This is a genomic window from Streptomyces sp. CT34 (assembly GCF_000805335.1).
In the GTDB taxonomy this organism is placed as follows: Bacteria; Actinomycetota; Actinomycetes; order Streptomycetales; family Streptomycetaceae; genus Streptomyces.
In genome coordinates, this window is record NZ_KN708638.1 from 3,703,362 (window position 1) to 3,729,670 (window position 26,309).

The 26,309-nt window shown below is 72.7% G+C and carries 25 protein-coding genes, 4 tRNA genes and 1 pseudogene; 7 read left to right on the forward strand and 23 right to left on the reverse strand.

Features of this window, described 5'->3' with window-relative positions; translation table 11 throughout:
- The 3 genes and pseudogenes from RZ84_RS16140 to RZ84_RS16150 all read right to left on the reverse strand — a co-directional run.
- Positions 1-631 (reverse strand): annotated as a pseudogene (locus tag RZ84_RS16140) (transcription termination/antitermination NusG family protein); the annotation flags it as partial.
- 73 nt (positions 632-704) lie between these two features.
- Positions 705-1,001 (reverse strand): preprotein translocase subunit SecE, encoded by a 297-nt coding sequence (secE, locus tag RZ84_RS16145; RefSeq protein ID WP_043264910.1) that lies wholly within the window; start codon positions 999-1,001, stop codon positions 705-707.
- Between the two features lie 108 nt (positions 1,002-1,109).
- Positions 1,110-1,182, reverse strand: a tRNA-Trp gene (locus RZ84_RS16150).
- Between the two features lie 183 nt (positions 1,183-1,365).
- On the opposite strand from RZ84_RS16150, the gene RZ84_RS16155 reads away from it, so the two are divergent.
- The gene (locus RZ84_RS16155; protein ID WP_043264911.1) at positions 1,366-2,601 is read left to right on the forward strand and encodes a pyridoxal phosphate-dependent aminotransferase; all 1,236 of its coding nucleotides are present in this window, start codon (positions 1,366-1,368) and stop codon (positions 2,599-2,601) included.
- A 125-nt stretch (positions 2,602-2,726) separates the two neighbouring features.
- On the forward strand, positions 2,727-3,764 hold the full coding sequence (locus RZ84_RS16160; RefSeq protein ID WP_043270016.1) for an adenosine deaminase: 1,038 nt from the start codon (positions 2,727-2,729) through the stop codon (positions 3,762-3,764).
- Positions 3,765-3,797: 33 nt separating this feature from the next.
- On the opposite strand, the gene RZ84_RS16165 is transcribed toward RZ84_RS16160, so the two are convergent.
- From RZ84_RS16165 to RZ84_RS16190, 6 genes are all read right to left on the reverse strand, one after another.
- Entirely contained in the window at positions 3,798-4,883 is a 1,086-nt protein-coding gene (locus RZ84_RS16165; protein WP_043264912.1) for a UDP-N-acetylmuramate dehydrogenase, read from the reverse strand.
- A gap of 73 nt (positions 4,884-4,956) precedes the next feature.
- On the reverse strand, positions 4,957-5,391 hold the full coding sequence (locus RZ84_RS16170; protein WP_043264913.1) for a MaoC family dehydratase: 435 nt from the start codon (positions 5,389-5,391) through the stop codon (positions 4,957-4,959).
- A 1-nt stretch (position 5,392) separates the two neighbouring features.
- Positions 5,393-5,845, reverse strand: a complete 453-nt coding sequence (locus RZ84_RS16175) for a MaoC family dehydratase N-terminal domain-containing protein (protein WP_043264914.1) — start codon at positions 5,843-5,845, stop codon at positions 5,393-5,395.
- Positions 5,846-5,929: 84 nt separating this feature from the next.
- Positions 5,930-6,094 carry a 50S ribosomal protein L33 gene (gene rpmG / locus RZ84_RS16180; protein WP_006604855.1) on the reverse strand — a complete coding sequence of 55 codons (165 nt, stop codon included), beginning with the start codon at positions 6,092-6,094 and terminating at the stop codon, positions 5,930-5,932.
- 89 nt (positions 6,095-6,183) lie between these two features.
- A tRNA-Met gene (locus RZ84_RS16185) sits at positions 6,184-6,256 on the reverse strand.
- Between the two features lie 47 nt (positions 6,257-6,303).
- A tRNA-Thr gene (locus RZ84_RS16190) sits at positions 6,304-6,376 on the reverse strand.
- 181 nt (positions 6,377-6,557) lie between these two features.
- Between RZ84_RS16190 and RZ84_RS16195 the strand changes: the two genes are divergently transcribed.
- Positions 6,558-7,826, forward strand: a complete 1,269-nt coding sequence (locus RZ84_RS16195; protein WP_043264915.1) for an amidohydrolase family protein — start codon at positions 6,558-6,560, stop codon at positions 7,824-7,826.
- An 88-nt stretch (positions 7,827-7,914) separates the two neighbouring features.
- Positions 7,915-8,577, forward strand: coding sequence for an NAD(P)H-binding protein (locus tag RZ84_RS16200; protein ID WP_043264916.1), 663 nt, complete (start codon positions 7,915-7,917; stop codon positions 8,575-8,577).
- 989 nt (positions 8,578-9,566) lie between these two features.
- Here the strand turns inward: RZ84_RS16200 and RZ84_RS16205 are convergent.
- A tRNA-Tyr gene (locus RZ84_RS16205) sits at positions 9,567-9,648 on the reverse strand.
- Between the two features lie 189 nt (positions 9,649-9,837).
- On the opposite strand from RZ84_RS16205, the gene RZ84_RS16210 reads away from it, so the two are divergent.
- From RZ84_RS16210 to RZ84_RS16220, 3 genes are all read left to right on the forward strand, one after another.
- Positions 9,838-10,326, forward strand: a complete 489-nt coding sequence (locus tag RZ84_RS16210) for a YajQ family cyclic di-GMP-binding protein (RefSeq protein WP_043264917.1) — start codon at positions 9,838-9,840, stop codon at positions 10,324-10,326.
- A 367-nt stretch (positions 10,327-10,693) separates the two neighbouring features.
- On the forward strand, positions 10,694-11,290 hold the full coding sequence (locus tag RZ84_RS16215; RefSeq protein ID WP_052229968.1) for a hypothetical protein: 597 nt from the start codon (positions 10,694-10,696) through the stop codon (positions 11,288-11,290).
- Positions 11,291-11,486: 196 nt separating this feature from the next.
- On the forward strand, positions 11,487-11,768 hold the full coding sequence (locus tag RZ84_RS16220; protein WP_043264918.1) for a hypothetical protein: 282 nt from the start codon (positions 11,487-11,489) through the stop codon (positions 11,766-11,768).
- A gap of 87 nt (positions 11,769-11,855) precedes the next feature.
- Here the strand turns inward: RZ84_RS16220 and RZ84_RS16225 are convergent, their stop codons facing one another.
- From RZ84_RS16225 to RZ84_RS16285, 13 genes are all read right to left on the reverse strand, one after another.
- Positions 11,856-12,248 carry a YccF domain-containing protein gene (locus RZ84_RS16225; RefSeq protein WP_043264919.1) on the reverse strand — a complete coding sequence of 131 codons (393 nt, stop codon included), beginning with the start codon at positions 12,246-12,248 and terminating at the stop codon, positions 11,856-11,858.
- A gap of 116 nt (positions 12,249-12,364) precedes the next feature.
- A complete protein-coding gene (gene htpX, locus RZ84_RS16230; RefSeq protein WP_043264920.1) occupies positions 12,365-13,231 on the reverse strand; it encodes a zinc metalloprotease HtpX in 867 nt (288 codons plus the stop codon).
- A gap of 192 nt (positions 13,232-13,423) precedes the next feature.
- Complete coding sequence (locus tag RZ84_RS16235) at positions 13,424-14,938, reverse strand: NADH-quinone oxidoreductase subunit N (protein ID WP_043264921.1); 1,515 nt, start codon at positions 14,936-14,938, stop codon at positions 13,424-13,426.
- Positions 14,938-16,587: a complex I subunit 4 family protein gene (locus RZ84_RS16240; RefSeq protein ID WP_043270019.1), complete on the reverse strand. Its 1,650-nt coding sequence runs from the start codon at positions 16,585-16,587 to the stop codon at positions 14,938-14,940. The genes RZ84_RS16235 and RZ84_RS16240 overlap by 1 nt, the downstream gene beginning before the upstream one ends.
- Before the next feature lie 113 nt (positions 16,588-16,700).
- Positions 16,701-18,698 carry an NADH-quinone oxidoreductase subunit 5 family protein gene (locus RZ84_RS16245; protein WP_043264922.1) on the reverse strand — a complete coding sequence of 666 codons (1,998 nt, stop codon included), beginning with the start codon at positions 18,696-18,698 and terminating at the stop codon, positions 16,701-16,703.
- Positions 18,695-19,069, reverse strand: a complete 375-nt coding sequence (nuoK, locus tag RZ84_RS16250) for an NADH-quinone oxidoreductase subunit NuoK (RefSeq protein WP_043264923.1) — start codon at positions 19,067-19,069, stop codon at positions 18,695-18,697. Before nuoK ends, RZ84_RS16245 begins: the two co-directional genes overlap by 4 nt.
- The gene (locus RZ84_RS16255; RefSeq protein ID WP_043264924.1) at positions 19,069-19,686 is read right to left on the reverse strand and encodes an NADH-quinone oxidoreductase subunit J family protein; all 618 of its coding nucleotides are present in this window, start codon (positions 19,684-19,686) and stop codon (positions 19,069-19,071) included. The genes nuoK and RZ84_RS16255 overlap by 1 nt, the downstream gene beginning before the upstream one ends.
- On the reverse strand, positions 19,683-20,252 hold the full coding sequence (locus tag RZ84_RS16260; RefSeq protein WP_052229969.1) for a 4Fe-4S binding protein: 570 nt from the start codon (positions 20,250-20,252) through the stop codon (positions 19,683-19,685). The genes RZ84_RS16255 and RZ84_RS16260 overlap by 4 nt, the downstream gene beginning before the upstream one ends.
- Positions 20,253-20,398: 146 nt before the next feature.
- Positions 20,399-21,364 carry a complex I subunit 1/NuoH family protein gene (locus tag RZ84_RS16265; protein ID WP_043264925.1) on the reverse strand — a complete coding sequence of 322 codons (966 nt, stop codon included), beginning with the start codon at positions 21,362-21,364 and terminating at the stop codon, positions 20,399-20,401.
- Positions 21,361-22,980 (reverse strand): NADH-quinone oxidoreductase subunit C, encoded by a 1,620-nt coding sequence (locus tag RZ84_RS16270; RefSeq protein ID WP_063772682.1) that lies wholly within the window; start codon positions 22,978-22,980, stop codon positions 21,361-21,363. The genes RZ84_RS16265 and RZ84_RS16270 overlap by 4 nt, the downstream gene beginning before the upstream one ends.
- On the reverse strand, positions 22,977-23,756 hold the full coding sequence (locus RZ84_RS16275) for an NADH-quinone oxidoreductase subunit B (protein WP_078893819.1): 780 nt from the start codon (positions 23,754-23,756) through the stop codon (positions 22,977-22,979). The genes RZ84_RS16270 and RZ84_RS16275 overlap by 4 nt, the downstream gene beginning before the upstream one ends.
- Positions 23,747-24,148 carry an NADH-quinone oxidoreductase subunit A gene (locus tag RZ84_RS16280; protein WP_043264926.1) on the reverse strand — a complete coding sequence of 134 codons (402 nt, stop codon included), beginning with the start codon at positions 24,146-24,148 and terminating at the stop codon, positions 23,747-23,749. The genes RZ84_RS16275 and RZ84_RS16280 overlap by 10 nt, the downstream gene beginning before the upstream one ends.
- A gap of 404 nt (positions 24,149-24,552) precedes the next feature.
- Positions 24,553-25,911, reverse strand: a complete 1,359-nt coding sequence (locus tag RZ84_RS16285; protein ID WP_277816875.1) for a CpaE/TadZ family protein — start codon at positions 25,909-25,911, stop codon at positions 24,553-24,555.
- Positions 25,912-26,309: the final 398 nt, after the last annotated feature.

Consider the following 26,309-nt stretch of genomic DNA (forward strand, 5'->3'; position numbering starts at 1 on the left):
CCTTGGCGGCCTTCTCCTCGGCCTCCGGGGCGAGCATCTTGACGATCTCGTCCAGGGTCAGCGGGTACGGGTCGTAGGCGTTGCCGACGAAGCCGGTGACGCCCGGCGTGTTGCGGACCACGCCCCAGGACTCGTTCGTCAGGTCCATGCGCACCAGCACATAGCCCGGGAGCTTGTTCTGGCGGACGGTGCGGCGGTCGCCGTTCTTGATCTGGACGACCTCTTCCTGCGGCACCTCGGCCTGGAAGATGTAGTCCTCGACGTTCAGCGAGACGGCGCGCTGTTCGAGGTTGGTCTTCACGCGGTTCTCGTAGCCCGCGTAGGTGTGGATGACGTACCACTCACCGGGCAGGCCACGCAGTTCGTCGCGGAGGGCGGCCACCGGGTCGACCGGCTCCTGCTCCTCGGCGGACTCGACGGCCTCGGCCTCGTCCTCGACGTGCACCGCGGCCTCCTCGGCGGGCTTGCCGGCCTCGGCTTCCTCGGCGTCGAGCTCGTCGATGACGTCGGCGCCCTCGATGATCTCGCGCTCGGTGTCGTTGCCCTCGACCTCGGCCGAGGCAGCCGCGTCAACGTCGGCCGCTGCCGTCTCGGCGGATTCGGCGGCGTCGTTCAGGTTCGGGTCAGACACGGTGGCTGCTTCTTCCTGGCTTCAAGGGGTTGAACATGCGAAATGGTGCCCGCGCAGGCGCCCCTCCGCGGGATCAGCCGAAGACGTACCCGACGGCTCGGTTGATTCCCAAGTCAATCACGGTTACGAGACCGATGATGATGACAACGAAGACGATCACCACACTGGTGTACGTCGACAGCTGGCTGCGCGTGGGCCAGACGACCTTACGGAGTTCCGCGATGACCTGGCGGTAGAAGAGCGCGAGCCGTGCGAAGGGGCCCTTCTTGCCGCGCTTGCCACCGCGGCGGGGCTTCTTCTGGGAATCCGTGGCGTCGTCCTCGGAACGACCACGCTCAGGCATGTCGATGGAGCCCAGGGCGTCCGTCACTCGTCCTCACCTGAATCCGGGTCGTGGCCGTGCCGCGCCCGGCCTGGCCGCACGGCGGTGCATTTCGTACGTACGCGTGCACGCACCTTGGTGACGAAGTGCGTGTAGCAGGGCCGGAGGGACTTGAACCCCCAACCGCTGGTTTTGGAGACCAGTGCTCTACCAATTGAGCTACGACCCTTTGTGGTTCCCCCAACCTACCGCATGCGGCCGACTGCACTAAGTTCGTGCGCCGCGGCGACCCGTCGGGAGCCAACGGTCAGCGAGTGTACGTGGTTCGGAGCCGGGCGTCGAACAGAAACGTCCCGGGTGGCGCCCGCAAACCCAGGTTCCGGGCCGGATAGCCGTCTGCGACGATGCCTGTATGAGCGCTGCCACTCCTTCCGTACCGTCCCCCGCCGACCGCCGGGTCTCCGCCCGCGTCGGTTCGATCTCCGAGTCCGCCACCCTCGCCGTCGACGCCAAGGCCAAGGCCCTCAAGGCCGCCGGGCGCCCGGTGATCGGCTTCGGCGCCGGTGAGCCCGACTTCCCCACGCCCGACTACATCGTCGAGGCGGCCGTCGAGGCGTGCCGGACCCCGAAGTACCACCGCTACACGCCGGCCGGCGGCCTCCCCGAGCTGAAGTCCGCGATCGCGGCGAAGACGCTGCGCGACTCCGGCTACGAGATCGAGGCCGCGAACGTGCTGGTGACGAACGGTGGCAAGCAGGCCATCTACGAGGCGTTCGCCGCCATCCTGGACCCGGGCGACGAGGTCATCGTGCCGGCGCCGTACTGGACCACCTACCCCGAGTCGATCCGGCTCGCGGGCGGTGTGCCGGTCGACGTGGTCGCCGACGAGACCACCGGCTACCGCGTGACGGTCGAGCAGCTGGAGGCGGCCCGCACCGAGCGCACCAAGGTCCTGCTGTTCGTCTCGCCGTCGAACCCGACCGGCGCGGTCTACCCCCGCGAGCAGGTCGAGGCGGTCGGCCGCTGGGCCGCCGAGCACGGCCTGTGGGTGCTGACCGACGAGATCTACGAGCACCTGGTCTACGGCGACGCGGAGTTCTCGTCGCTGCCGGTGGTCGTGCCGGAGCTGCGCGACAGGTGCATCGTCGTCAACGGCGTCGCGAAGACGTACGCGATGACCGGCTGGCGGGTGGGCTGGGCGATCGGCCCGAAGGACGTCGTCAAGGCCGCCACCAACCTCCAGTCGCACGCCACCTCCAACGTCTCCAACGTGTCGCAGGCGGCGGCCGTCGCGGCGGTCACCGGCGACCTCACGGCCGTCGAGGAGATGAAGGTGGCCTTCGACCGGCGCCGCAGGACCATCGTGCGGATGCTCAACGAGATCGACGGCGTGCTGTGCCCGGAGCCGGAGGGCGCGTTCTACGCGTACCCGTCGGTGAAGGGGCTGCTGGGCAAGGAGATCCGCGGCCGTCGCCCGCGGTCCAGCGTCGAGCTGGCCGAGCTGATCCTGGAGGAGGCGGAGGTCGCCGTCGTCCCGGGCGAGGCCTTCGGTACCCCCGGCTACCTGCGGCTTTCGTACGCGCTGGGCGACGAGGACCTGGTCGAGGGCGTCTCCCGGATCCAGAAGCTGCTGGCCGAGGCGAAGTAGCGCCGGCACCCGGGCGCGGGTGATGCGGGGCCGGAACATCTTCCGGCCCCGCACGCCTTTCCGGTGGTCGCTTCGTTCGGGGCAGGGCCTGTACCAGCGGTGCACGGGTGCGGCAGTATCTCCAGATGGAGCGTGTTCGTGATCTGCGTCAGTTGCCGAAGGCCCACCTGCACCTGCACTTCACCGGCTCGATGCGGCCGGCGACCCTGCTGGATCTCGCCGACAAGTACGGCGTCCACCTGCCCGACGCGCTCAGGGGCGGTGAGCCGCCCCGGCTGAGGGCCACGGACGAGCGCGGCTGGTTCCGCTTCCAGCGGCTCTACGACATCGCGCGGTCGTGCCTGCGGTCCCCCGAGGACATCCAGCGGCTGGTGCGCGAGGCCGCCGAGGAGGACGTCCGGGACGGGTCGCGCTGGCTGGAGATCCAGGTCGATCCGACCTCGTACGCACCGCGGCTGGGCGGGCTGATCCCGGCGCTGGAGGTCATCCTGGACGCGGTGCGCCGCGCCTCCCGCGACACCGGGCTGGGCATCCGCGTGCTGGTCGCCGCGAACCGCATGAAGCACCCCCTGGACGCCCGCACGCTGGCCCGGCTCGCGGTGCGCTACGCCGACCGCGGCGTGGTCGGCTTCGGGCTCTCCAACGACGAACGCCGGGGTCTCGCCCGGGACTTCGACCGGGCCTTCGCCATCGCCCGGGACGGCGGTCTGCTGGCGGCCCCGCACGGCGGCGAGCTGTCGGGGCCGGCGAGCGTACGGGACTGCCTGGACGATCTGCACGCCGCGCGGGTCGGGCACGGCGTACGGGCCGCGGAGGATCCCGTGCTGCTGCGGCGGCTGGCCGCGCGCGGGGTGACCTGCGAGGTGTGCCCGGCGTCGAACGTGGCGCTGGGCGTCTACGAGAAGCCGGAGGACGTGCCGCTGCGAACGTTCTACGAGGCGGGGGTGCCGATGGCGCTGGGCGCGGACGATCCGCTGCTGTTCGGCGCGCGGCTGGCCGCGCAGTACGAGATCGCCCGGAGCGCGCACGGCTTCACGGACGCCGAGCTGGCCGAGCTGGCCCGGCAGTCCGTACGCGCCTCCCGCGCCCCCCAGGACGTCCGGCAGCGGCTCCTGGCGGACGTCGACGCCTGGCTGGCCGCCCCGCCGTCGCAGGAGCCCTGAGGCGGGTGCGCGCGGTCCGCCCCGGCCGCTCCGCTACAGGCTGACGCCGACCGTCACCGGTTCGTTGACCAGGGTGATGCCGAAGGCGGCCCGGACGCCGTCGCGGACCTCGCGGGCCAGCGCGAGCAGGTCCTCGGTGGTGGCCTCGCCGCGGTTGGTCAGGGCGAGGGTGTGCTTGGTGGAGATCCGGGCGGGGCCGCTGCCGTAGCCCTTGGTGAAGCCGGCCCGGTCGATGAGCCAGGCCGCTGAGGTCTTCACCCGGCCGTCGCCGTCCGGGAAGGCGGGCGGCGCGGCGTCCGGGCCGAGGCGGTCCCGGACGCGCCGGAGGAAGGCGGCGTGCTCGGCCTCGGTGAGGATCGGGTTGGTGAAGAAGGAGCCGGCCGACCAGGTGTCGTGGTCCGCGGGGTCCAGCACCATGCCCTTGCCGGCGCGGAGCGCCAGCACGGTCTCCCGGGCGGTGGCGGCCGGGACCCGGTCTCCGGGCTCCACGCCGAGTGCGCGGGCCGTCTCGGCGTACTTCAGGGGCGCGGAGAGGCCGCCCGCGTCCTCCAGGGCGAAGCGCACCCGCAGGACGACGAACCGGTCGGGGTGCTGCTTGAAGCGGCTGTGGCGGTACGAGAAGGCGCACTCCTCGTTGGTGAGCGTGACCGTCTCGCCGGCCCGGCGGTCGTAGGCGACGACCTCGGTGATGGTGGCGGAGACGTCCTGGCCGTACGCGCCGACGTTCTGGATCGGGGTGGCGCCGGCCGAGCCGGGGATGCCGGCCAGGCACTCGATGCCCGCGAGTCCGGCCTCGACGGTGTGCGCGACGGCGTCGGACCAGTTCTCGCCGGCGGCCAGCTCCAGGTCCGTGCCGTCCAGCCGGAAACCGCGGGTGGCGATGTGCAGGGCGGTGCCGTCGAAGCCCTTGTCGGAGATGACGAGGTTGCTGCCGCCGCCGATGACCAGCAGCGGCGTGCCGGCGTCGTCGGCCGCGCGGACGGCCGCGATGACCTCCTCGTCCGTGGTGGCCGTGACGAGGCGGGTCGCCGGGCCGCCGAGCCGGAAGGTGGTCAGCGGGGCGAGGGGGGCGTTGTCTTCTGCGGTTTCTACGACTTCTGCGGTGTCTGCGACGTCCACGTGTTGTTCCTGCACGCGCCCCAGGGTACGGGGGCGGTCCGGCGGGGCCGGCCGGCCGCCCCTTCCGGCCGCCTCAGGCGAGGCGGACCACGGCGCGGGACATGCCCAGCACCTTCTGGCCCGCGCTCATCGCGAGCAGGTCGACGCGGACCGTGCGGGCGTCGTCGTCCAGCTTGGCGGCGACCTTGGCGCTGACCTCGATCAGCGCGCCGTTCTCGTCGTTGGGGACGACGACGGGCTTGGTGAAGCGCACGCCGTACTCCGCCACCGCGCCGGGGTCGCCGACCCAGTCGGTGACCACGCGGATCGCCGAGGCCATGGTGAACATGCCGTGGGCGATGACGTCCGGGAGGCCGACCTCCTTGGCGAACTTCTCGTTCCAGTGGATCGGGTTGAAGTCGCCGGAGGCGCCGGCGTACCGGACGAGCGTGGCGCGGCTCACGGGGAAGGACTGCGCCGGGAGTTCGGTGCCGACCTCGACGTCGTCGTAGGCAATCTTCGCGGTCATCTCACGCCTCCTCAGCGCGCCGGGCGACGAGTTTGGTGAATGCGGTCACAACGTGCTCGCCCGCCTCGTCGTGCACCTCGCCGCGGATGTCGACGATCTCGTTGCCGGCCATGGTCTTGACGGCCTCGATGGTGGAGGTGACGGTCAGCCGGTCCCCGGCGCGCACCGGCCGGTGGTAGGCGAACTTCTGGTCGCCGTGCACCACCCGGCTGTAATCCAGGCCCAGTTGCGGGTCCTCCACGACCTGTCCCGCGGCCTTGAACGTGATGGCGAACACAAAAGTCGGCGGCGCGATCACATCGGGGTGGCCCAGCGCCTTGGCGGCTTCGGTGTCGGTGTAAGCGGGGTTGGCGTCACCGATCGCCTCGGCGAATTCGCGGATCTTTTCCCGGCCGACCTCGTACGGGTCGGTGGGCGGGTACGTGCGTCCGACAAAAGACTGGTCGAGCGCCATGGGGCTCGCAACCTCCCTGTACTGATGGTGATAACGCCGTGAGGCCGCCCCCAGATTGGGGACGGCCTCACGGACTAGCCTGTGTTATCGCGTCTCGCGGTGCGCGGTGTGCGAGTTGCAACGGGGGCAGTGCTTCTTCATCTCAAGACGGTCCGGGTCGTTACGCCGGTTCTTCTTGGTGATGTAGTTCCGCTCCTTGCACTCCACGCAGGCCAGCGTGATCTTCGGGCGGACGTCGGTGGCAGCCACGTGAGTGCTCCTTGACGGACGGATGGACGAATCGAACGCATAGAAGAGTAGCCGATCGGAGGACCGACCCCACAATCGGCTACTGTCAGTAGCGGTGACCGGACTTGAACCGGTGACACAGCGATTATGAGCCGCTTGCTCTACCGACTGAGCTACACCGCTGTGATGTGAGAGTTCCTCGTCCGAGGACGAGGTCCCCCACACATCAGAGCCCCAATACGGAATCGAACCGTAGACCTTCTCCTTACCATGGAGACGCTCTGCCGACTGAGCTATTGGGGCGAGCGATGAAGACATTACACGGCCCGCCGCCAAACGTGAAATCCGTATCGGGGCCGCGCCCCAACGGCCTCGCGCACCACACCGGTACGACTATTTCGCGCCTGCGCGAAGCTCTCCGGACGGGAGCCTAGGCTCGGAAGAACGCTGCGTGATCTTGCACGCCGTGCCTTCGAGGAGCGCGATGTCCGACAGCAGTTCACCGCAGCCCCAGCCACAGCCGGGAAAGCCCGGAGGCGCCGGCCGGTACGCCAGGTCGGAAGCCGGCGCGCTCGTGCTGTGCGGGGCCCGGCTCGCCGACGGCCGCACCGTGGACGTACGGCTGGGCGGCGGGCGCATCGAGGCGGTGGGCACGGCCGGCAGCCTCGCCCCGCAGGGCGCCCGGGTGGACCTCGCCGGCTATCTGCTGCTCCCGGCTCCCGCGGAGCCGCACGCGCACTGCGACACCGCCCTGACGGCCGACTCCGACGGTCCCGCGTCCGACTCCTCCGAGGACGTCCAGCGCCGTACGACCGAGGCGGCGCTGCTCCAGCTCGGGCACGGGGCCACCGCCTCCCGGAGCCACGTCCGGATCGGCGACGTCCAGGGGCTGCGGTCGCTGGAGGCGGTGCTCCAGGCCCGCAGGTCGTTGCGCGGGCTGGCGGACCTGGCGGCGGTGGCGGTGCCGCGGGTGCTGACCGGGGTGGCCGGTGCGGACGGGCTGGCGATGCTGCACGACGCCGTCAAGATGGGCGCCACTGTCATCGGGGGCTGCCCGGACCTCGACCCCGATCCGGCCGGGTACGTCGAGACGGTCCTGGAGGTGGCCGGCGAGCACGGCTGCCCGGTGGACCTGCACACCGACGGGGACGACCCGGCGCGGCTGGCGCGCTTCGCGGCGATGTCCGGTGGGCTGCGGCCGGGGGTGGCCATCGGGCCGTGTGCCGGGATGGCGCGGATGCCGCGGAGTGTGGCGTCCCGGGTCGCGGAGCAGCTGGCCGCCGCGGACGTCGCGGTGGTGTGCCTGCCGCAGGGCGACTGCGCGGGCCTGGAGCGGTTCGGCTCGCGGGTGTCCCGGCCGGCTCCGGTACGGCTGCTGCGGGCGGCCGGCGTGCGGGTGGCGGCGGGCAGCGGGGCACTGCGGGACGTGGCGAACCCGGTGGGGCGCGGGGACCCGCTGGAGGCCGCGTATCTGCTGGCGTCCCTCGGGGAGGCCACGCCGGAGGCCGCGTACGAGACGGTGAGCGCGGCGGCGCGGGCGACGCTGGGGCTGCCGGAGGTGCGGGTGGAGGCGGGCTTCCCGGCGGAGCTGCTTGCGGTGCGCGGGGAGCGGATCGCCGGGGTGCTCTCGCTGGCGTACAGCCGGATCGTGGTGCACCGGGGGCGGGTGGTGGCGCGGACCAGCGCGGTGCGCGAGTACTGCGACTCGGCGGTGGACGTGGCGCTGGAGCTGCCGCGGCAGTCGCAGCGCTGAGGGCCGGGCGGGCGGCGGCCGGACGGGCTCGGCGCCGCACCGGCCGGTCCGTCGGTGCGGCGGGGCGGTTCGGCGTACCGTCGGCTTCATGCGCATTGTCATCGCAGGTGGACATGGTCAGATCGCGCTGCGGCTGGAGCGGTTGCTGCACGCGCGCGGGGACGAGGTCGCCGGGATCGTCCGGCGGCCGGAACAGGCCGGCGACTTGCTGGCCGCGGGTGCCGAGCCGGTCGTCTGCGACCTGGAGTCGGCGTCGGTGGCCGATGTCGCCCGGCATCTGGAGGGAGCGGACGCGGCGGTCTTCGCGGCGGGCGCCGGGCCGGGCAGCGGCGCCGAACGCAAGGACACCGTGGACCGGGGCGCCGCGGCGCTCTTCGCGGACGCGGCCGAGGCGGCCGGCGTCCGGCGCTTCCTGGTCGTCTCGTCGATGGGCGCGGACCGCGAGCCCCCGGAGGGCACCGACCAGGTCTTCGCGGCGTACCTGCGGGCGAAGGGCGCCGCGGACGCGGACGTACGGGCCCGCGCCGGGCTGGACTGGACGATCCTGCGGCCCGGCCGCCTCACCGACGACCCCGGTACGGGCCAGGTGACGCTGGCCGACGCGACCGGGCGCGGGGAGGTGTCCCGGGACGACGTGGCGGCCGTGCTGGCGGCGCTGCTGGAGGAGCCGGACACGGCCGGCCGGACGCTGGAGCTGATCGGCGGGGACGTGCCGGTGGTGGAGGCGGTGCGGAACGTGGCGTCGCACTGAGCGTGAACTCGCCGTGGGCCCCGGTGCGTTGACGTCGCGCACCGGGGCCGTCCTACGGGAGGACGAGGATCCGCCGAGGCTGGTCCGCTCCTCGAAGAGCCGGCGCACGGCGGGCGCCTCGGCGAGCGGGAAGCGGGCGTGCACGGCGGTGCGCAGCCGCCCGGCGGACGCCGGGCCGGCCGGCTCAGTCGTCTCCTCCGACTCGGTCATCTCCTCGCGGGCCTGTTCGCGGGCGGCCGTGCGCCGGACGAGCAGAGAGAACCCGGCCACCGTCTTCAGGCCGAACAGCGCGGTCACCGGGACGCCGGCCAGGTCAGGTCGCCGGCGGCGGCTCCGTAGGCGACGGCCCGAGCGGGTGCGCGCCGGCGCGTCCGGGCTCCGCCGCAGGGCCTCGCCGCCAGCCCGCCACGGGACGGCGTCGACGCCCCGTGGCGGGGCGGCGCGCACCCGGTCGGGCAGTCCGGCCGCCGAGTGGCCGGCGGCGAGGTCGGCGCCCAGGGAACGGGCGCCTGTCCGCGTGAGCGGCCGTGAGCGGCCGCCGGCCTTCCTGGACGCCACCGTCCGACGTCGTCGCCCATGACAAGGGCCTGCCGGCCGCCCCGGGCCACGCCGTACGCCTCCCGGCAGCCGCCGGACGAGCGGCCCGGTCCACACCCCGTCCACACCCCGTCCACGCTTTCCGGCACGCTCTGTCAGCACGCTGATCGCCGCACAGCGCCCCGATCCGGCCGCCGAGCCGCCGGCCCACCTGCTCCTCGGCGGCCTTCAGGGCGACGCGGTGCGGCGCCTGCTGGAGCGGGGCGAGGGCGCCCGCCCGGCGGCCTCGCCGCGCACCCCGGTGACCGCCGTGCCCGACGCCCCGCCTGCCACGGAGACCGAAGCCGGCGGGGGGTGTGACACGGCGCGGGTGACACGGGGACGCGCCGCTTCAGGACACACGAAAGGGGCCCTGAATCGTATTCCTACGATTCAGGGCCCCTTCACACCTGTGGCGGCGCCAGGATTCGAACCTGGGAAGGCGAAGCCGGCAGATTTACAGTCTGCTCCCTTTGGCCGCTCGGGCACACCGCCAGGGTTTGCCGCCGGGAGCTCCGCTGTGGGGCGGTACTCCGTGGCAACGACGTAAACCATACCCGATGGCAGGGGGTGCTTCGCCACTCGATTGCGCAGCGCTGGATCTTGGCCAGGTGGCTAGGCTTGGCAGGCGGTCCGGGAAGGACCGCACCTCTGATGGATCTACGTACGAGGAGCCAACTCAACATGGCCGACTCCAGTTTCGACATCGTCTCGAAGGTCGAGCGGCAGGAGGTCGACAACGCCCTCAACCAGGCCGCCAAGGAGATCTCGCAGCGCTACGACTTCAAGGGCGTGGGAGCGTCGATCGAGTGGTCGGGCGAGAAGATCGAAATGCGCGCCAACGCCGAGGAGCGGGTGAAGGCCGTACTGGACATCTTCCAGTCCAAGCTGGTCAAGCGCGGGATCTCGCTGAAGGCCCTGGACGCCGGCGAGCCGCAGGCGTCGGGCAAGGAGTACAAGATCGTCGCCTCGATCGAGGAGGGGATCTCGCAGGAGAACGCGAAGAAGGTCGCCAAGATCATCCGCGACGAGGGCCCGAAGGGCGTCAAGGCGCAGGTGCAGGGCGACGAGCTGCGGGTCAGCTCCAAGAGCCGGGACGACCTCCAGTCGGTGCAGCAGCTGCTGAAGGGGAAGGACCTGGACTTCGCGATTCAGTTTGTGAACTACCGCTGAGAACCCCGGATTCGGGGTGCCTTACGAGGTGGGGCGGATGGGGCGGTGCGACACGGGGGCGCGCCGCCCCACCGGCATTTCGGGCCGCGGCCGGGGCGCGTCGGCCACCCCTTGACCTCAACTCCGCTTGAGGTTGCAGGGTGCGGACATGGCTTCTTCACCTTCCGCCTCTTCTCCGTCTTCCGCGCCTGCCGCTTCTTCGCCTTCCGCTGCGTCTTCCCCTTCCGCTGCGTCTTCCCCTTCCGCTGCTTCGTCGCCTTCCGGCGACTTTCGTAGCGATGTCTTTCCGGAGATACGGCGGGCGGATGCCGGTGCCGTACTGATCGGCGAATGGGACGCGGGGAGCCCGGAGGGGCAGCGGGCCGTCATGGACGGCGTCGCGCGGGCCTGGGAGGAGACGCCGCTGCCGGACGGGTTCCTCTCGCGGGTGCTGTTCGCCGGTACGGACGGGCGCAGTGTGCTCAACTACGCCCAGTGGACGAGTGATTCGGCACACCGGGAGTTCCTCCGTACCGAGGGCACGGGGCTCGCGGACCGGGTCGCGGGGGTGCTGGACCGCGTCGGGGACGCCGACGGTTTCGGCGATTCCGGGCCAGGCCGGTTCCGGCTGCACGGCAGCCTGCTGCTGCCGGAGGGCGAGGCACCGGAGCCGGGCTGCGTCGTACGGGTCGCGTTCCGGACGGCGGGGCACGGGCCGGCCCGGCGACTCGTGGACGGACTGCTGGAGATGTTCGGCGGGCGGCAGAGCGGGGACGGCGGGATCGCCTCGCACTTCCACATCAGCGAGGACGGCACCCGGGTCGTCAACTACAGCGAGTGGACCGATCCGCAGTCCCACGAGCGGGTGGCCGGTACCCAACTACAGGACGGCGGGGCGGTGATGCGCTTCATCACGGGCCTGGAGGGCGTCGAGCCGCTCGGATTCCGGCGGTACACGGCTCCCCGGGGGCTGGTACGCGCCTGAGGCGGCCGGCGGTGAACGGGGCCGGTCCGCGGGCGCGATGACGCGAGCGCGGGGCAGGGCGATCGGCTCCGGCGCCGTCACCACGACGGAGTAACGTGGCGTGATCATGGCGTTACGGCTTCGTTATCGCGGTGATCCCGGCATGGGACCGGGACCAGGACAGGAAGGACGTTCCGTCGTGGGTAAAGCATTGCGTGTGGCCGCAGGCGCCCTCGGGGCAGGTGCGCTGGTGCTGTCGGTGGCCGGCACTGCCAGCGCCGGGGAAATGGGTGGCGGGTATTTCGATCAGGACATCCGGTGCGCGCCGTCGTTCAGCATCAGCCTGCTGCTCCCCCTCACGCCGGCGGAGGGCTGCCGCACGAACATCTTCATCGACAACCACAAGAGGCTCGACAGCATCACCCAGAAGGCCACGGGCAGCATCACCGGCACGGTCGTGACGGACCGGGGCGGCCGGGGCGGCCGGGGCGGCCGTTGACACAGACGCCGCACCCCCGGAGCGCGGTGCTCCGGGGGTGCGGCGTTTGTGTGTCGAGTTCAGCGCATGGTGTTCAGCGTGTGGTGTTCAGCGCGTCGCGAACGGCCGGTCGGTGGGGACGATCTCGCGGCCGAGCGGCAGCAGGGAGATCGGGATCATCTTGAAGTTGGCGATGCCGAACGGGATCCCGATGATCGTCACGCACAGCGCGATACCGGTGACGATGTGCCCCAGGGCCAGCCACCAGCCCGCGAAAACGATCCAGATGATGTTGCCGATCACCGAACCGGCACCGGCGTCCCGGCGCTCCACGGTGGTGCGGCCGAAGGGCCAGAGGGCGTAGCCGGCGATACGGAACGACGCGATGCCGAACGGGATCGTAATGATCAGGATGCAGCAGATGATTCCGGCGAGTACGTAGCCGAGCGCCATCCAGAAGCCGCTGAGGATCAGCCAGAGAATGTTGAGGATGAACTTCATGATCGGCAGCCTTCCACGGGCACGGCGAGTATTTCTGCCGTGCTAGACGCGCCGGACCCTGTGGGACGTTGCATTCAATCTTGCGTGGAGGCGGGCGGCGGCGCCAGCGGCCGGGGTCAGGGGCGGTGGTGGCCGGCCATCTGTTCCAGGCGGGTGATGCGGTCGTGCATCGGGGGGTGGGTGGAGAAGAGGCGGGAGAGGCCCTCGCCGGCGCGGAACGGGTTGGCGATCATCATGTGACTGGCGGTCTCCAGACGGGGCTCGGGCGGGAGCGGGAGCTGCTGGGTGCCCATTTCGAGCTTGCGCAGGGCGGAGGCCAGGGCGAGCGGGTCGCCGGTGAGCTGGGCGCCCGAGGCGTCGGCCTGGTATTCGCGGGAGCGGCTGACGGCGAGCTGGATCAGGGAGGCCGCGATCGGGCCGAGGATCATGATCAGCAGCATGCCCACGATGCCGGGACCCTCGTCGTCGTCCGAGCGTCCCACCGGGATCAGCCAGGCGAAGTTGACCAGGAACATCACGACCGAGGCCAGGGCGCCCGCGACGGAGGAGATGAGGATGTCGCGGTTGTAGACGTGGCTGAGCTCATGGCCGATGACGCCGCGCAGTTCGCGTTCGTCGAGGAGCTGGAGGATGCCGTCGGTGCAGCAGACCGCGGCGTTGCGGGGGTTGCGGCCGGTGGCGAAGGCGTTGGGCGCCTGCGTCGGGGAGATGTACAGCCGCGGCATGGGCTGGCGGGCGGTCGTCGAGAGCTCCCGCACCATGCGGTAGAGCTGTGGTGCCTCGAACTCGCTGACCGGGCGGGCGCGCATGGCGCGCAGCGCGAGCTTGTCGCTGTTCCAGTACGCGTAGGCGTTGGTGCCCACGGCTACCAGGACGGCGACGATCAGGCCCGTACGGCCGAAAAGGCTGCCGATGACGATGATGAGTGCGGACAGTCCCCCGAGGAGTACGGCGGTCCTGAGCCCGTTGTGCCGGCGGTGCACGGTACGCCCTCCAAGTGGTGCGGCAGGGGAACCCTTTGCTTCGTTTCTCCACTCTCCAGTGGACCCTTACTCACTGGTCAACGCGAGATGGGGTGGGGTGGTTCCCCTGGCGTGGCGGGGAGGCGCCGCGCGGGTGCGCGGCCGTGCCCGACCGCCGTACGGGCGGGCCGCGGGGATCCGGCTGCCGTACGGCTAGAGGAGTGCCCCGGAGGCGAAGCGGAGGACCAGCTGGGGGGCTCCGGACAGGGCGATGCCGAGGGCCGCGGCCAGGGTGATGGCGGTGGTGAGGGGGGCCGGGATCCGGGCGCGCGGGGCTTCGGCGGCCGGGGCCGCGCCGCCGCGGAAGAGGACCGCCGTCCACTGGAGGTAGTAGTAGAGCGCGATTACGACGTTGACCGCCATGACGACGGCGAGCCAGCCCAGGCCGGCGTCGACGGCCGCGGAGAAGACCGTCACCTTGGCGAAGAGGCCGATGATGCCCGGCGGCAGACCGGCGAGGCAGAGCAGGAAGAAGCCGAGGGCGAGCGCCACCAGGGGGCGGCGGGCGTAGAGGCCCCGGTAGTCGGCGATGCGGTGGGCGGGGCTGGTGCGGGCCACCAGGGCGGCGACGGCGAAGGCGCCGAGGTTCACCGCGCCGTACATGAGGGCGTAGGCGACGGTGGAGCCGATGGCGTGCGCCGGGTGGTGGGCGTAGCCGGCGGCGGCGATCGGGACCAGGAGGTAGCCGGCCTGGCCCACCGAGGACCAGGCGAGCAGGCGGATCGCGCTGTGCGTGCGCCGGGGGTCCTGACGGAGGGCGGCGACGTTGCCGACGGTCATGGTGAGGGCGGCGAGGACGGCCAGTGCCGGGCCCCAGACGTCGGCGTACGAGGGGAAGCCCTGGACGGTGACAAGGATCAGGCCGGAGAAGCCGACGGCCTTGCCGACCACGGAGAGGTACGCGGCGATCGGCAGCGGCGCGCCGACGTAGGTGTCCGGCACCCAGAAGTGGAACGGGACGGCGGCGGTCTTGAAGGCGAAGCCGACGAGGGTGAGCGCGACGCCGGCGCTCGCCAGGGTGGCCAGGCGGGGGTCCGGGAGGGCGGTGAGGGCGTGCGCCACCCGGGAGAGGTGCAGGCTCCCGGTGGCCGCGTACACGAAGCTGACGCCGAGCAGCATCGCGGCGGTGGCGGCCACGGAGGACAGGAAGAACTTCAGGGCCGCCTCGGAGGAGAGCCGGTCGCCGCGCCGCAGTCCTACGAGGGCGAAGGCGGGCAGCGAGGCGACTTCGAGGGCGATGACCAGGGTGGCCAGGTCCCGGGAGGCGGGCAGCAGGGCGGCGCCGGCCGCGGAGGAGAGCAGCAGGAACCAGTACTCGCCGGTGGGCAGGTCGTGGTCCTTGATGGTGTCGACGGACAGCAGGGCGGTGAGCAGCGCGCCGGCCAGCACCAGGAACTGGATGACCAGGGCGAAGTGGTCGGCCGCGTAACTGCACACGTCCGGCCGCCCGGTGAGGCAGAAGGTGCGGCGGTGGCCGTCCAGGAGGGGCAGCAGGGACAGCGCGGCGAGGGCCAGGCCCGCGGTCGCGATCCAGCCGAGCAGCGGCTTCCGGGCCGTGGGCAGGAAGAGGTCGGCGACCAACACCACCAGGGCGACGGCCGCGGCGATGGTGGGCGGGGCGACGGCGAGCCAGTCGACGGACTGGACCAGGGACGTGACCGAGCTCATCACTTACCGCCTCCGAGGAGCTGCTGGACGGCCGGGTTCGTGAGGCCGAGGAGGGCCGCGGGCCACAGTCCGGCGAGGACGGTGAGGGCGGCGAGGGGGCTCCAGACCACGTATTCGTAGCGCGCGAGGTCGGGGATGGCGGGGACGGCCGGGCGCGCCGCCGCGGTGCCGTCCCCGGGTGCCGGCTCCGCTGCCAGGGTGCCGCCCATGCAGACCCGGCGGACGACGAGCAGCAGGTACGCCGCGGTCAGCAGGGTGCCGAGGCCGGCCAGGGCCATGAACGTCAGGAAGGCGGGGCGGCTCAGGCCCGCGGCCGGGCGGAAGGCACCGAACATCGCCAGCATCTCGCCCCAGAAGCCGGCCAGTCCGGGCAGGCCCAGGGAGGCGACGGCCCCGAAGGCGAGCAGTCCGCCGAAGCGGGGCGCCCGGCCGTAGAGGGCGGCGCCGGTGGCAACCGGAAGGGGCGCGGCGGAGCCGCTCGTTGAGGGGCGGTGGTCGGGCGACGGGAGGGACAAGGTGTCGAGGTCGGTGCTGCCGCAGCGGTCCTTGAGGGCGCCGACGAGGAAGAACAGGAGGCCGGTGATCAGACCGTGCGCGATGTTGGCGAACAGGGCGCCGTTGACGCCGGTGGGGGTCATGCCGGCGATGCCCAGCAGGACGAAGCCCATGTGGCCGACGGAGCTGTAGGCGATCAGGCGCTTGAGGTCGCCCTTGGCGCCCTTGCGGACGAGGGCGAGGCAGGCGAGGGAGCCGTAGATGATGCCCACGGCGGCGAACGCGGCGAGGTAGGGCGCGACGGTGTGCATGCCGTCGGGGGTGATGGGCAGCGCGATCCGCACGAAGCCGTAGGTGCCCATCTTCAGCAGGACGCCGGCCAGCAGTACCGAGCCGACGGTGGGGGCGGCGGTGTGGGCGTCGGGCAGCCAGCTGTGCAGCGGCCACAGCGGGGACTTGACGGCCAGTCCGATGCCGACCGCGAGCACCGCGATCAGCTGGACGGTGTGGCTGAGCTGGGCTTTCGGGCCGTTGTCAGTGGCGAGTGCGACCATGTCGAACGTGCCGGATTTCAGGCCGATGAGGAGGAGGCCGAGCAGCATGACGACCGAGCCGAGCAGCGTGTAGAGGATGAACTTCCATGCGGCTGCCTGCTTCTGCGCACCGCCCCAGCGGGCGATGAGGAAGTACATCGGGATGAGGACCATCTCGAAGGCGAGGAAGAACAGCATCAGGTCGAGGACGGCGAAGGTCGCGAGGGTGCCGGACTCCAGGACGAGCAGCAGCGCCACAAATGCCTTGGGTGACGGGCCCGTTGGCATCTTGAAGTAGCTGTAGAGGGCGCAGAGGAAGGTCAGCAGCGCGGTCAGGACGAGGAGGGGGAGCGAGATGCCGTCGACGCCGAGGTGGATGCGGATGCCGAGCGCCGGGATCCAGCTGAGGTCGGTGGTGGCCTGCATACGGGCCGGGTGGCCGCGGTCGAAGCCGACGGCCAGCGCGAGGGTCGCGGCGAGCACGACCGCGGTGACGGTCACGCCGTGGCGCAGTACGGCCTGGTCGGGGTTTCTGCCCTTCAGGCCGGGCGGGGGTGGCAGCAGGGCGGCCAGCGCGCCGACGAGGGGGAGGACGACGGCGCCGGCGAGGAGGATCTGCATGGCGGTGTGATTCACGGGTCAGGCCCTCCTCAGGGTTTCGGCTCCGGCGAAGCCGGCTGCGAGGGCGCTCGGCTGAGGGTGCGGGGGTCGGCCCCCGGATGATGGCAGCACGGTCAGGCCCCCGTGCCCGTGGCGACGAGGACGGCGGCGACGGCCAGCACGAGCGAGCCGGCGAGCAGCGCGCCGAGGTAGGTCTGCACGTTCCCGGTCTGGGCGCGGCGGACGGCGGCGCCCAGCCAGCGCGGGGCGGTGCCGGCGCCGCGGACGTAGGTGTCGACGACCTCGCGGTCGAGGAAGCGGACCAGCTCGGCGGCGCCGCGGACGGGCCGGACGAACAGTGCGGCGTAGACGGCGTCCAGGTGGAAGCCGACGGCCGCGTGGCGGTGCAGCGGGCCGAGCAGCAGGCGGCCGGGGTCGGCCGGATCCGGGGCCTCGGCGGCGCCCGCGTAGGCCGCGGGGTGGATGACGATGGCCAGTTCCTCGGCGAGCGCGGGGGCGGCGTCGGCGGTGACGACGGGCGCGGGGAGAGGGGTGCGCGCGGCCAGGGCGCTGGTGTGGCGCCAGGCGGCGTAGGTGACCAGGCCGCCGACGAGGGCGGCGCCGGTGCCCAGGACGGAGGTGGTCAGGGTCGGGGCGAGCGAGCGCCCGTCGAACCAGGCGGGCAGGAAGGGGGCGGTCAGGCCCAATCCGACCGTGGGGACGAACAGGACCCACAGGACGGAGGTCATGGCGAACGGCTGCGGACCATGGTCGGGGGCCTCGGCTCCCCGGCCCTTGAAGACCAGCAGCCACAGACGGGTGGCGTAGGCCGCGGTGAGGAGGGCGGTGAGGAGTCCGGAGACCAGGACGGTCCAGCCGGCGGCGCCGGGGATACCGGTGGCGTGACCGGTGGCGGCGTGCTCGGCGGCGCCCAGGACGGCTTCCTTGGAGAAGAAGCCGGCGAACGGCGGGATGGCGGCGAGCGCGAGCAGCGCGACGGTGACCGTCCAGAAGGCGTCCGGGATGCGCCGGGCCAGGCCGCTCGTACGGGACATGGCGGCCAGCGAGTTGGTGCCCGCGGCGTGGATGATCACGCCCGCGCCGAGGAAGAGGAGGGCCTTGAACGCACCGTGGGAGAGGAGGTGGAAGACGGCGGCGCCGCGGTCGCCGACGGCCAGCGCACCGGTCATGTAGCCGAGCTGGCCGACGGTCGAGTAGGCCAGTACGCGCTTGATGTCGTCCTGGGCGAGCGCGGCCAGCGCGGAGCCGACCATGGTGACCGCGGCCATCACCGCGAGCACCGTCAGCGCCGCCGCGGAGGCGGCGAAGACGGGGAGGAGGCGGGCCACGACATAGACGCCGGCGGCCACCATCGTCGCGGCGTGGATGAGCGCCGAGACGGGCGTCGGACCGGCCATCGCGTCCGGCAGCCAGGTGTGCAGCGGGAACTGCGCGGACTTGCCCGCGACGCCGGCCAGCAGCAGCAGCGCGATCAGCGTCGGGTGGTCCAGGCCGTCCCGGGCGACGTGGCCGAGGATGCCGGTGATCCGGAACGTACCGGTCTCGGCGGCCAGCGCGAAGATGCCGAAGAGGAACGGGACGTCGCCGAGCTTGGTGACCAGGAACGCCTTGAGGGAGGCGCTGCGGGCGGCCTCGGTCTCCCAGTAGTGGCCGACGAGGAAGTACGAGCAGATGCCCATGACTTCCCAGCCGACCAGCAGCACCATCAGGTCGCCGGTGTAGACGACCAGCAGCATCGCGGAGGTGAAGAGGGAGACCAGCGCGGCGTAGGAGGCGTAGCGCGGGTCGTCGCGCAGATAGCCGGTGGAGTAGATCTGCACACAGCTCGCCACGGCGCCGACGAGCACGGCGATCAGCGCGGCGAAGCCGTCGATGTGCAGGGCCAGGTCGATCGGGAGCGAGCCGGTCGGGGTGAGCCGGGTGGCGACGTCGGTGGCCGGGCCGGCGCCCTGGCCGACGGCGACGGTCACCGCGAGCACCGCCGCGGCGAGCGTCGGCAGCACGGCCAGCGGGCGGACGAAGCCGGGTGCGCGGCGCCCCAGGAGGAGGCCGGCGACGGCTCCGAGGAAGGGCAGGAGGGGGACGAGTACGGCGGTGGTCGTGAGCGTCACGTGGCGGCCTCCGCCTTGGTGTCCGGCTGCTGCCGGCCGCCGTCCCCGGCATCCGGGCCGGCCGGCCGCTCGGCGAGGTCGCGGAGCCGGTCGATGTCGGAGCTGCCGCGGTTGCGGTAGACGAGCAGCACGATCGCCAGGCCGAGGCCGATCTCGGCGGCGGCGATGGCGATGGTGAAGAGGGTGAGCGCCTGGCCGGCGTGCAGGGTGTCGCGCAGCCAGACGTCGAAGGCGACGAGGTTGAGGTTGACGGCGTTGAGCATCAGCTCGACGGACATCAGCACCAGGATCGCGTTGCGGCGGGCGAGCACGCCGTACAGGCCGGTGCAGAAGAGGAGGACGGCGAGGACGGCCGGGTAGGCGAGATGCATCAGCGCTGCCCCTCCCGGGCGACGGGGGCGGCCGGGGTGCGGCGCACGGCGCCCTTCGCGGAGCCCTCCGCCGCGCCCTTCGCGCCGCCGCCCTTGCGGGACAGCACGATCGCCCCGACGAGCGCGGCGAGCAGCAGGACGGACAGCGCCTCGAAGGGCAGCACCCAGTACCGGAAGAGGCTGCGCCCGGAGACCGCGGCGGAGCCCTGGACGCCGTCGAGGGTGATCCAGGTGGTGCGGAAGGCGTCGACCACGACCCAGACCAGGGCCGCGGCGGAGGCGAGGGCCACCGCGAGCGCGGCCCAGCGGTTGCCCGAATCGGCGTCCGGGGAGCGGCCGATGGGCGCCTTGGTGAGCATCAGCCCGAAGAGCAGCAGGACGACGACGGAGCCGACGTAGATCAGCACCTGCACCCATGCGATGAACTCGGCGGTGAGCAGCAGGTATTCCACGGCGATCCCGCCGAGGGCGACCACCAGCCACAGTGCGGCGTGCACCAGCTGGCGGGAGCTGACGGTCACGATCGCGGCCCCGAGGGTGGCGATCCCGACGAGGACGAAGGCGATCTCGACACCCGTGGGCGTAAGGAAGCCATGGCTTGCGGCGGCGAGCGTCACGTTCCCTCCTCCTTGGTGTCCCGGTCCGGTCTCTCCGGTGCCCCGGCCGGCGCTTCGGCCGCGGCTTCGGCCGCCGCCTCGGCCGCCGCCTCGGCCGCCTGCTGAGCGGCGAGTTTGTCCGCGGCCTTGCGGGCGGCGGCGATCTCCTTGGGCTCCTCGGCCGCCGGGTCCAGCGCGGGCGGCTCGGGCACCGTCCACATCCACTCGCGCAGCTTGTCGCGCTCGTGGGTCAGCTCGCGGATGTCCGTCTCCGCGTACTCGAACTCCGGTGACCAGAAGAGCGCGTCGAACGGGCAGACCTCGATGCAGATACCGCAGTACATGCACAGCGCGAAGTCGATGGCGAAGCGGTCGAGGACGTTCCGGCTGCGCTCCCGGCCCCCGGGCGCGGCCGGCGGCACCGTCTCCTTGTGGGAGTCGATGTAGATGCACCAGTCCGGGCACTCACGGGCGCACAGCATGCAGACCGTGCAGTTCTCCTCGAACAGCCCGATGACGCCGCGCGTACGGGGTGCGAGGTCGGGCTGGACGTCCGGGTACTGGGCGGTGACCGAACGCCGGGTCATCGTGCGCAAAGTGACGGCCAGGCCCTTGGCGAGGCCGCTGCCGGGAATCGAACGGGGTCGCCTGGCAGGCGTCGTCGAGGGGGTTGGGGTCTCCCCTGCTCGAACGGAGTTGAGAGCTTGGGGAACATCGGGCGACGGGCGGGACATCAGGAGATCACCACCTTGACGATGCCGGTGAGGGCGATCTGGGCGAGGGCGAGCGGGATCAGGACGGTCCAGGCGAGCTTCTGGAGCTGGTCCTCGCGGAGCCGCGGATAGGTGACCCGCAGCCAGATGACGCCGAAGGCGAGCACCACCGTCTTCAGCAGCGTCCACAGCCAGCCCAGGCCGTCGGCGCCGAACGGGCCGTGCCAGCCGCCCAGGAAGAGGACCGAGGTCAGCGCGCAGAGGACGACGATCCCGGCGTACTCGGCGAGCAGGAAGAGCGCGAAGCGCAGCCCGGTGTACTCGGTGTACGCACCGAAGATGATCTCCGAGTCGGCGACCGGCATGTCGAACGGCGGTCGCTGGAGCTCGGCGAGCCCCGCGGTGAAGAAGACCGCGCCGCCGACGATCTGCCACGGCACCCACCACCAGTGGAAGGCGCCGAGGATGCCGGGGAGGGAGAGGGTGCCCGCGGCCATGGCGACGGAGGCGGCGGCGAGCAGCATCGGCAGCTCGTAGGCGAGGAGTTGGGCGGCGGTGCGCAGGCCGCCGAGGAGGGAGAACTTGTTGGCCGAGGCCCAGCCCGCCATCAGGGAGCCGAGCACGCCGACGCCCATGACGGCGAGCACGAAGAAGATGCCCGCGTCGAGGGCCTGTCCGACGGCGTTGTGCGGCCCTATCGGGATGGCGACCAGGACCAGCAGGTACGGCAACAGGGCGACGGCCGGCGCGAGTTGGAAGATCCGCCGGTCGGCGCCGGCCGGGACGATGTCCTCCTTCTGCGCGAACTTGACGCCGTCGGCGACCAGTTGCGCCCAGCCGTGGAAACCGCCCGCGTACATCGGCCCGAGGCGGCCCTGCATATGGGCCATGACCTTGTGCTCGGTCTGGCCGATGACCAGCGGGAAGACCAGGAAGACGACGAAGACGGCGAGCAGCCGCAGCGCGATGGCGAGGGTGTCGCTCACGGGGTGTCGCCTCCTTCTTCGTCGGGTCGGCGGGCGGCGGAGTCGGTGTCCGGGCCGGGGCTGGGGGCGGCTTCCTGCTCGGGCGTACGCTCCGGTTCCGGCTGGCGTTCCGGTTCCGGCTGGCGTTCCGGTTCCGGCTGGCGTTCCGGTTCCGGCTGGTGTCCGGGCTCGGGGGTGCGCCCTGCTTCCGGCTCCCGCTTCGCTTCCGGCTTCCGTTCCGCTTCCTGCTCGGGCGTGCGCTCCGCTTCCGGCTCCAGCCCGACTTCCGGCTTCCGCTCCGGACGGGATTCGTCGAAGGCCGGGCGGGCGTGGTGCCAGGGCGCGTCGGAGGAGCGCGGGGGCGCGGGGGCCTCCTCGGCGGGCGGAGCGGGCGGGGTGGCCGGGGTGGCCGTAGCGCCCTCGGGCGCGGCAGTGTCCTTGCCCGCGGCGGCTTCCTTGCCCGCGGCGATGTCCTTGCCCGCGGCAGTGCCCTCACCCACCACGGCATCCGCACCCGCGGCGGCCTGCTGGCTCGCTGAGCCCTCGCTCGCCGAACGCATCCGGCGGGCGGGCCGGTCCGGGCGCCCGGCACGTACCGGGCGTTCGCCGCCGGTAGGCACGGCCGCGGTGCCGGTGGGCCCGGCCGCGGTTCCCTCGGCGGTATCCGGCTCCGCGGCAGCCGCCGTCCCCGCGGCCTGCTGGCTGGCCGAGCCCGCGCCCGCGCTGCGGGTACGCCGGGCCGGCCGCTCGCCGGCGGCGGCACCCGCACCGCGCGCGGCACCCGCCGCACGGGCACCCCGCGCCGGGCGCGCCGGCGCCGGCGGCAACTGGCCCTTGAGCGGGCCCCACTCGTTGGGGTCGGGCACACCGGGCGGCAGCATCTGCCGCCGCTTGGGCCCGCCCGCGGCGGAGCCGCCATGTGCTGCCGCGGACTCCCCCGGTTCCTTGGCACCCGGCCACGCCTTGGCGACCCGTGCCGCGAGCACGAAGTCCTTGCGCAGCGGATGCCCCTCGAACTCCTCCGGGAGCAGCAGCGGAACGAGGTGCGGATGGCCGGTGAAGTCCACGCCGAACATCTCGTGCGTCTCGCGCTCGTGCCAGGCGGCACCGGCGTAGACGCCGACGGCGGTGGGCAGCGCGGGCGCGTCGTGCGGCACGGTCGTCCGGACGAGCAGCCGGCGGACGGTGCCGGGGTGCGCCACCTGCGCGAGGTGGGCGCAGATCCGGAATCCGGTGCCGGGCTCGTCGACGGCGCTCAGCCAGTCGAAGTAGGTGCAGCCGAGGTCGTCGCGGGCGGCGGTGAGCGCGTCGATCCAGCCGTCCTGCGGGACGTCCACGGTCAGCAGGTCGTAGGCCAGCTCCGCCGTGGCACCCGTACCGAAGATCTCGCTCGCGGGGCGCGGCAGCCAGCCGACGCGGGCGGGCTCGGGGGCGTCCTCGGCGGGCTGCCCGTCCGCGACAGGCCGTCCGTCCGCGACAGGCCGTCCGTCCGCCACGGGCTGTCCGTCCGTCACGGGCCGTCCCGCTTGCTGCTCGGTCTGCTGCGCCGGCTGCTCTTCCGGCGTCGTCCGCTCCGGCTGCCGCTCGGGCTGCCGCTCGGATTGCTCGTCAGGCTTCTGCTCCGGCCGTTCGGTCATCGGGGGCCCTCCCCCGTCGCGGTTTCCACCGGATCCTCGGCCGCGCGGGCTTCCTCGGCCACACCGGCCTCCTTTGCACCACCGGCCTCCTTTGCGGCACCGGCCTCCTTTGCGGCACCGGCCTCCTTTGCGGCAGCGGGGTCCTTGCCCGCGCCGGTCTCCTTGGCCGCCGGGGGTGCGACGAGCCCGCTGCGCAGCGCGGCGGCGGACGGCCGGCCGGTGCGCGGGTAGCGCTCGCCCAGTGACTCGCGGGCGATCTTCTCCTGGAGCTTGAGGATGCCCTGGAGCAGCGCCTCCGGGCGGGGCGGGCAGCCCGGTACGTACACGTCCACCGGGATGATCTGGTCGACGCCCTTGGTGACCGAGTACGAGTCCCAGTAGGGGCCGCCGCAGTTGGAGCACGCCCCGAAGGAGATGACGTACTTCGGCTCCGGCATCTGCTCGTAGAGCCGCTTGACCGCGGGCGCCATCTTGTCGGTGACGGTGCCGGAGACCACCATCAGGTCGGCCTGGCGCGGGCCGGGCGCGAACGGGATCACGCCGAGCCGGATGAAGTCGTGCCGGGCCATGGACGCGGCGATGAACTCGATGGCGCAGCAGGCCAGCCCGAAGTTGAAGACCCACAGGCTGTAGCGGCGGCCCCAGTTGAGGACCACCTTCATCGGCTCGGGCGCGAGCCGGGCGAGCACGCCCAGGCGGCGCGGCTCCGGCAGGAACTCGGGGCCGGCGGTCTCGGACGCGGCGGCGGAGCCGGCGGAAACGGGGGTCACGTCCATTCCAGGACGCCCTTCTTCCATGCGTAGAGCAGGCCGACGGCGAGGAAGCCGAGGAAGATGAACATCTCCGCCAGCGTCACGCCGCCGAAACCGGGGGCGGCGAAGATCGTCGCCCAGGGGAACAGGAAGATCGAGTCGACGGCGAAGATGACATAGAGGAACGCGTAGACGTAGTAGCGGACCTGGGTATGCGCCCAGCCCTCGCCGACAGGGTCCACACCACATTCATACGTCAGCAGCTTCTCGGGCGTCGGCACCACAGGCCGCAGCAGCCGCCCGGCCCCGAAGGCCACGGCGACGAACAGCACCCCGACCACGGCGATGATCCCGACGACCGAGTAGCCCTGGAAGTAGTCCGCGGCGACGGTGGTGCGTACGGTCGCGTCCGGCACGTCCGCCCCTCGCTCCCTGACTGCGCTTGTTCAACGACTTCGACGATCTGTACGGGACGGAGTCTAGGCCCTGCCCCGACCGCGCTGAGCAGCCGCATCGTGGCGGATGGCCTGGTTGTCCCCACTTCGCCCTACCTGGGTGGCCGGCAGCGTAGACGGCCGCTCCGCTTGTCTCAGCAGGCGTCTCACAGAGCGGACGGCGGAGGGGCTGGATGACGGGATGGGGAGCTGGGGGGGAGGTGAGGTGGTGCGATGTGGTGGGGGTGGGGCCCCGGGTGGCCGGACCGGCTCGCCCGCCGGAATCCCGCCCCTCGGAATCTCGGCGGAATCTCGCCGGAATCCCGCCGGGGTCCGGTCGGGGTCCCGTCCGGGGCCGGTCGGAGTCCCATCAGGGCCGCTCCGGGTCAGCTCGGGGAGCCGCCGAAGGACGTGCGGGGATCGACCGGCGGGGACGGGGGCGGCGCCTGCGGGGGCCGGGGCGACGACGGGTGCCGGGGGTGCGCCGGCGGCGCGGCGGGTGCCGGGGCCGGCGGCGCGTACGGCTGAGGCGCGTAGGTCTGGGGCGCGTACGTCTGGGGCGCGGGCTGCTGGGGCGCGGGGGCGTACGGCTGGGCTGCCGGCCGGGGGTGCCGGGACGCCGCCTGCTGCATCGTCGGCTGTTGGATCGGCTGCTGCTGTGGTGGTGGTGTCGGCTGCGGCTTCGGCGGAGGGGAGTCCTGGTGGGGCGTCCGCTGCTGTTGCCGACGGCGGTTCGGGGCGCGGGAGACCGCGCGGTCCATGGCCTCGGCCGCGATCCGCGCCGCGGCCTCCCGCGTCCGCTCCCCCAGCAGCTCCGGGCGGATGGCGCCGCCGGCCGCCAGATGGCGGTCGTACGGGAGCGGCAGCACCGCCGCGCCCCCGGCGCCCAGATGGCCGGCGGCCTTGCGGACGTCGACGCCGCTGTCGGGCGAGGAGTGGGTGAGCACCACGACCGTGGTCGGCAGGAGGCCCGGGTGCAGACCGCCGACCCAGTCCAGCACGGAGCGGGTGGCCGCGACGCCCTCCGGGGTCGCCGGGGTGACCAGGACCCGGGCCTGGGTCGTCACCAGCGCGGTGCGCGCCACCTCGGCGGGCAGCGTCTCGCAGTCCACGACCGTGGCCGCGAAGTGGCGGCGCAGGGAGGTCATCACCACGCGGTACGCGTCGATGTCCAGCCGGGCCCCGATGGCGCCCTGGCTGCCGGGCAGCAGCCAGCCGCCCCCGGCGAACGGGAGGAGATAGCCGGTCAGGTCCGTTATCAGCATCGACGGATCGACGATCTGCGCCAGATCGCTGCCGGACCAGCGCACTTCGCGGGCGCCGAGCCGGTGCGGGAGCGTGCCCAGCGCCGGGTCGGCCTCGATGGCGAGCACCGGATCGGAGCGGTAGTGCGCGAACGTCAGCGCCAGGAGGGCGGCGACGGTGGACTTGCCGGCGCCGCCGCGGATGCTGGAGACGGCGATCTGCCGGCCCGTGGACACCGGCTGCTGGATGGCGTAGGCGGCCTGGGTGACGGCGGCGGTCTCGGCTGCCGGGGACGACGCGAACACCCGCCGCAGGGCCCGGCCCGCGCGCCGGGACAGCGGGTCGCCGCGCCGCGGCCGGGGCTGACCGTCGGCCAACTCGGGCGGCAGCAGCGGTACGGAGACCGGGGTCCGGGCGGGCAGCCCGGCACGGCCGTGGCGACCGGGGGCGGGGGCCGCGGGAGCCGACGGCGGCGCGGGGGCCGCCGCGGGGGCCGGCATCGGGGCGGCGGCCGGCGGAGGCGGGGCAGCCGGGCCCGGCGCAGCAGGTTCGGCAAGTGCAGCAGATGCAGCAGGCGCAGCAGGTACAGCGGGCGCCACAGGCCCGGTCGACGCGGTGGACGCGGTGGACGCTGCCGCTGTCGGCATGCCGGGAGCGGCAGTCGGCGTGGGCGCCGCGGGCCCGGTCCACGGCGTGCCGGGGGCCGGCGACGCTCCTCCGGGAGCCGCCACCGGAGGCACCGACGGTACGGCCGGTATCGCCTCGGGGGGCATCGGCACGGAGGGCGCCACCGCCAGGCTGGGGTCGGCCACCACCGGCCTGGGGTCGGCCACCACCGGCTTGGGGTCGAACGGCGACGCCTCAACAGGCGCCGGCGCAACGGGAGTCGTCAGCGCAG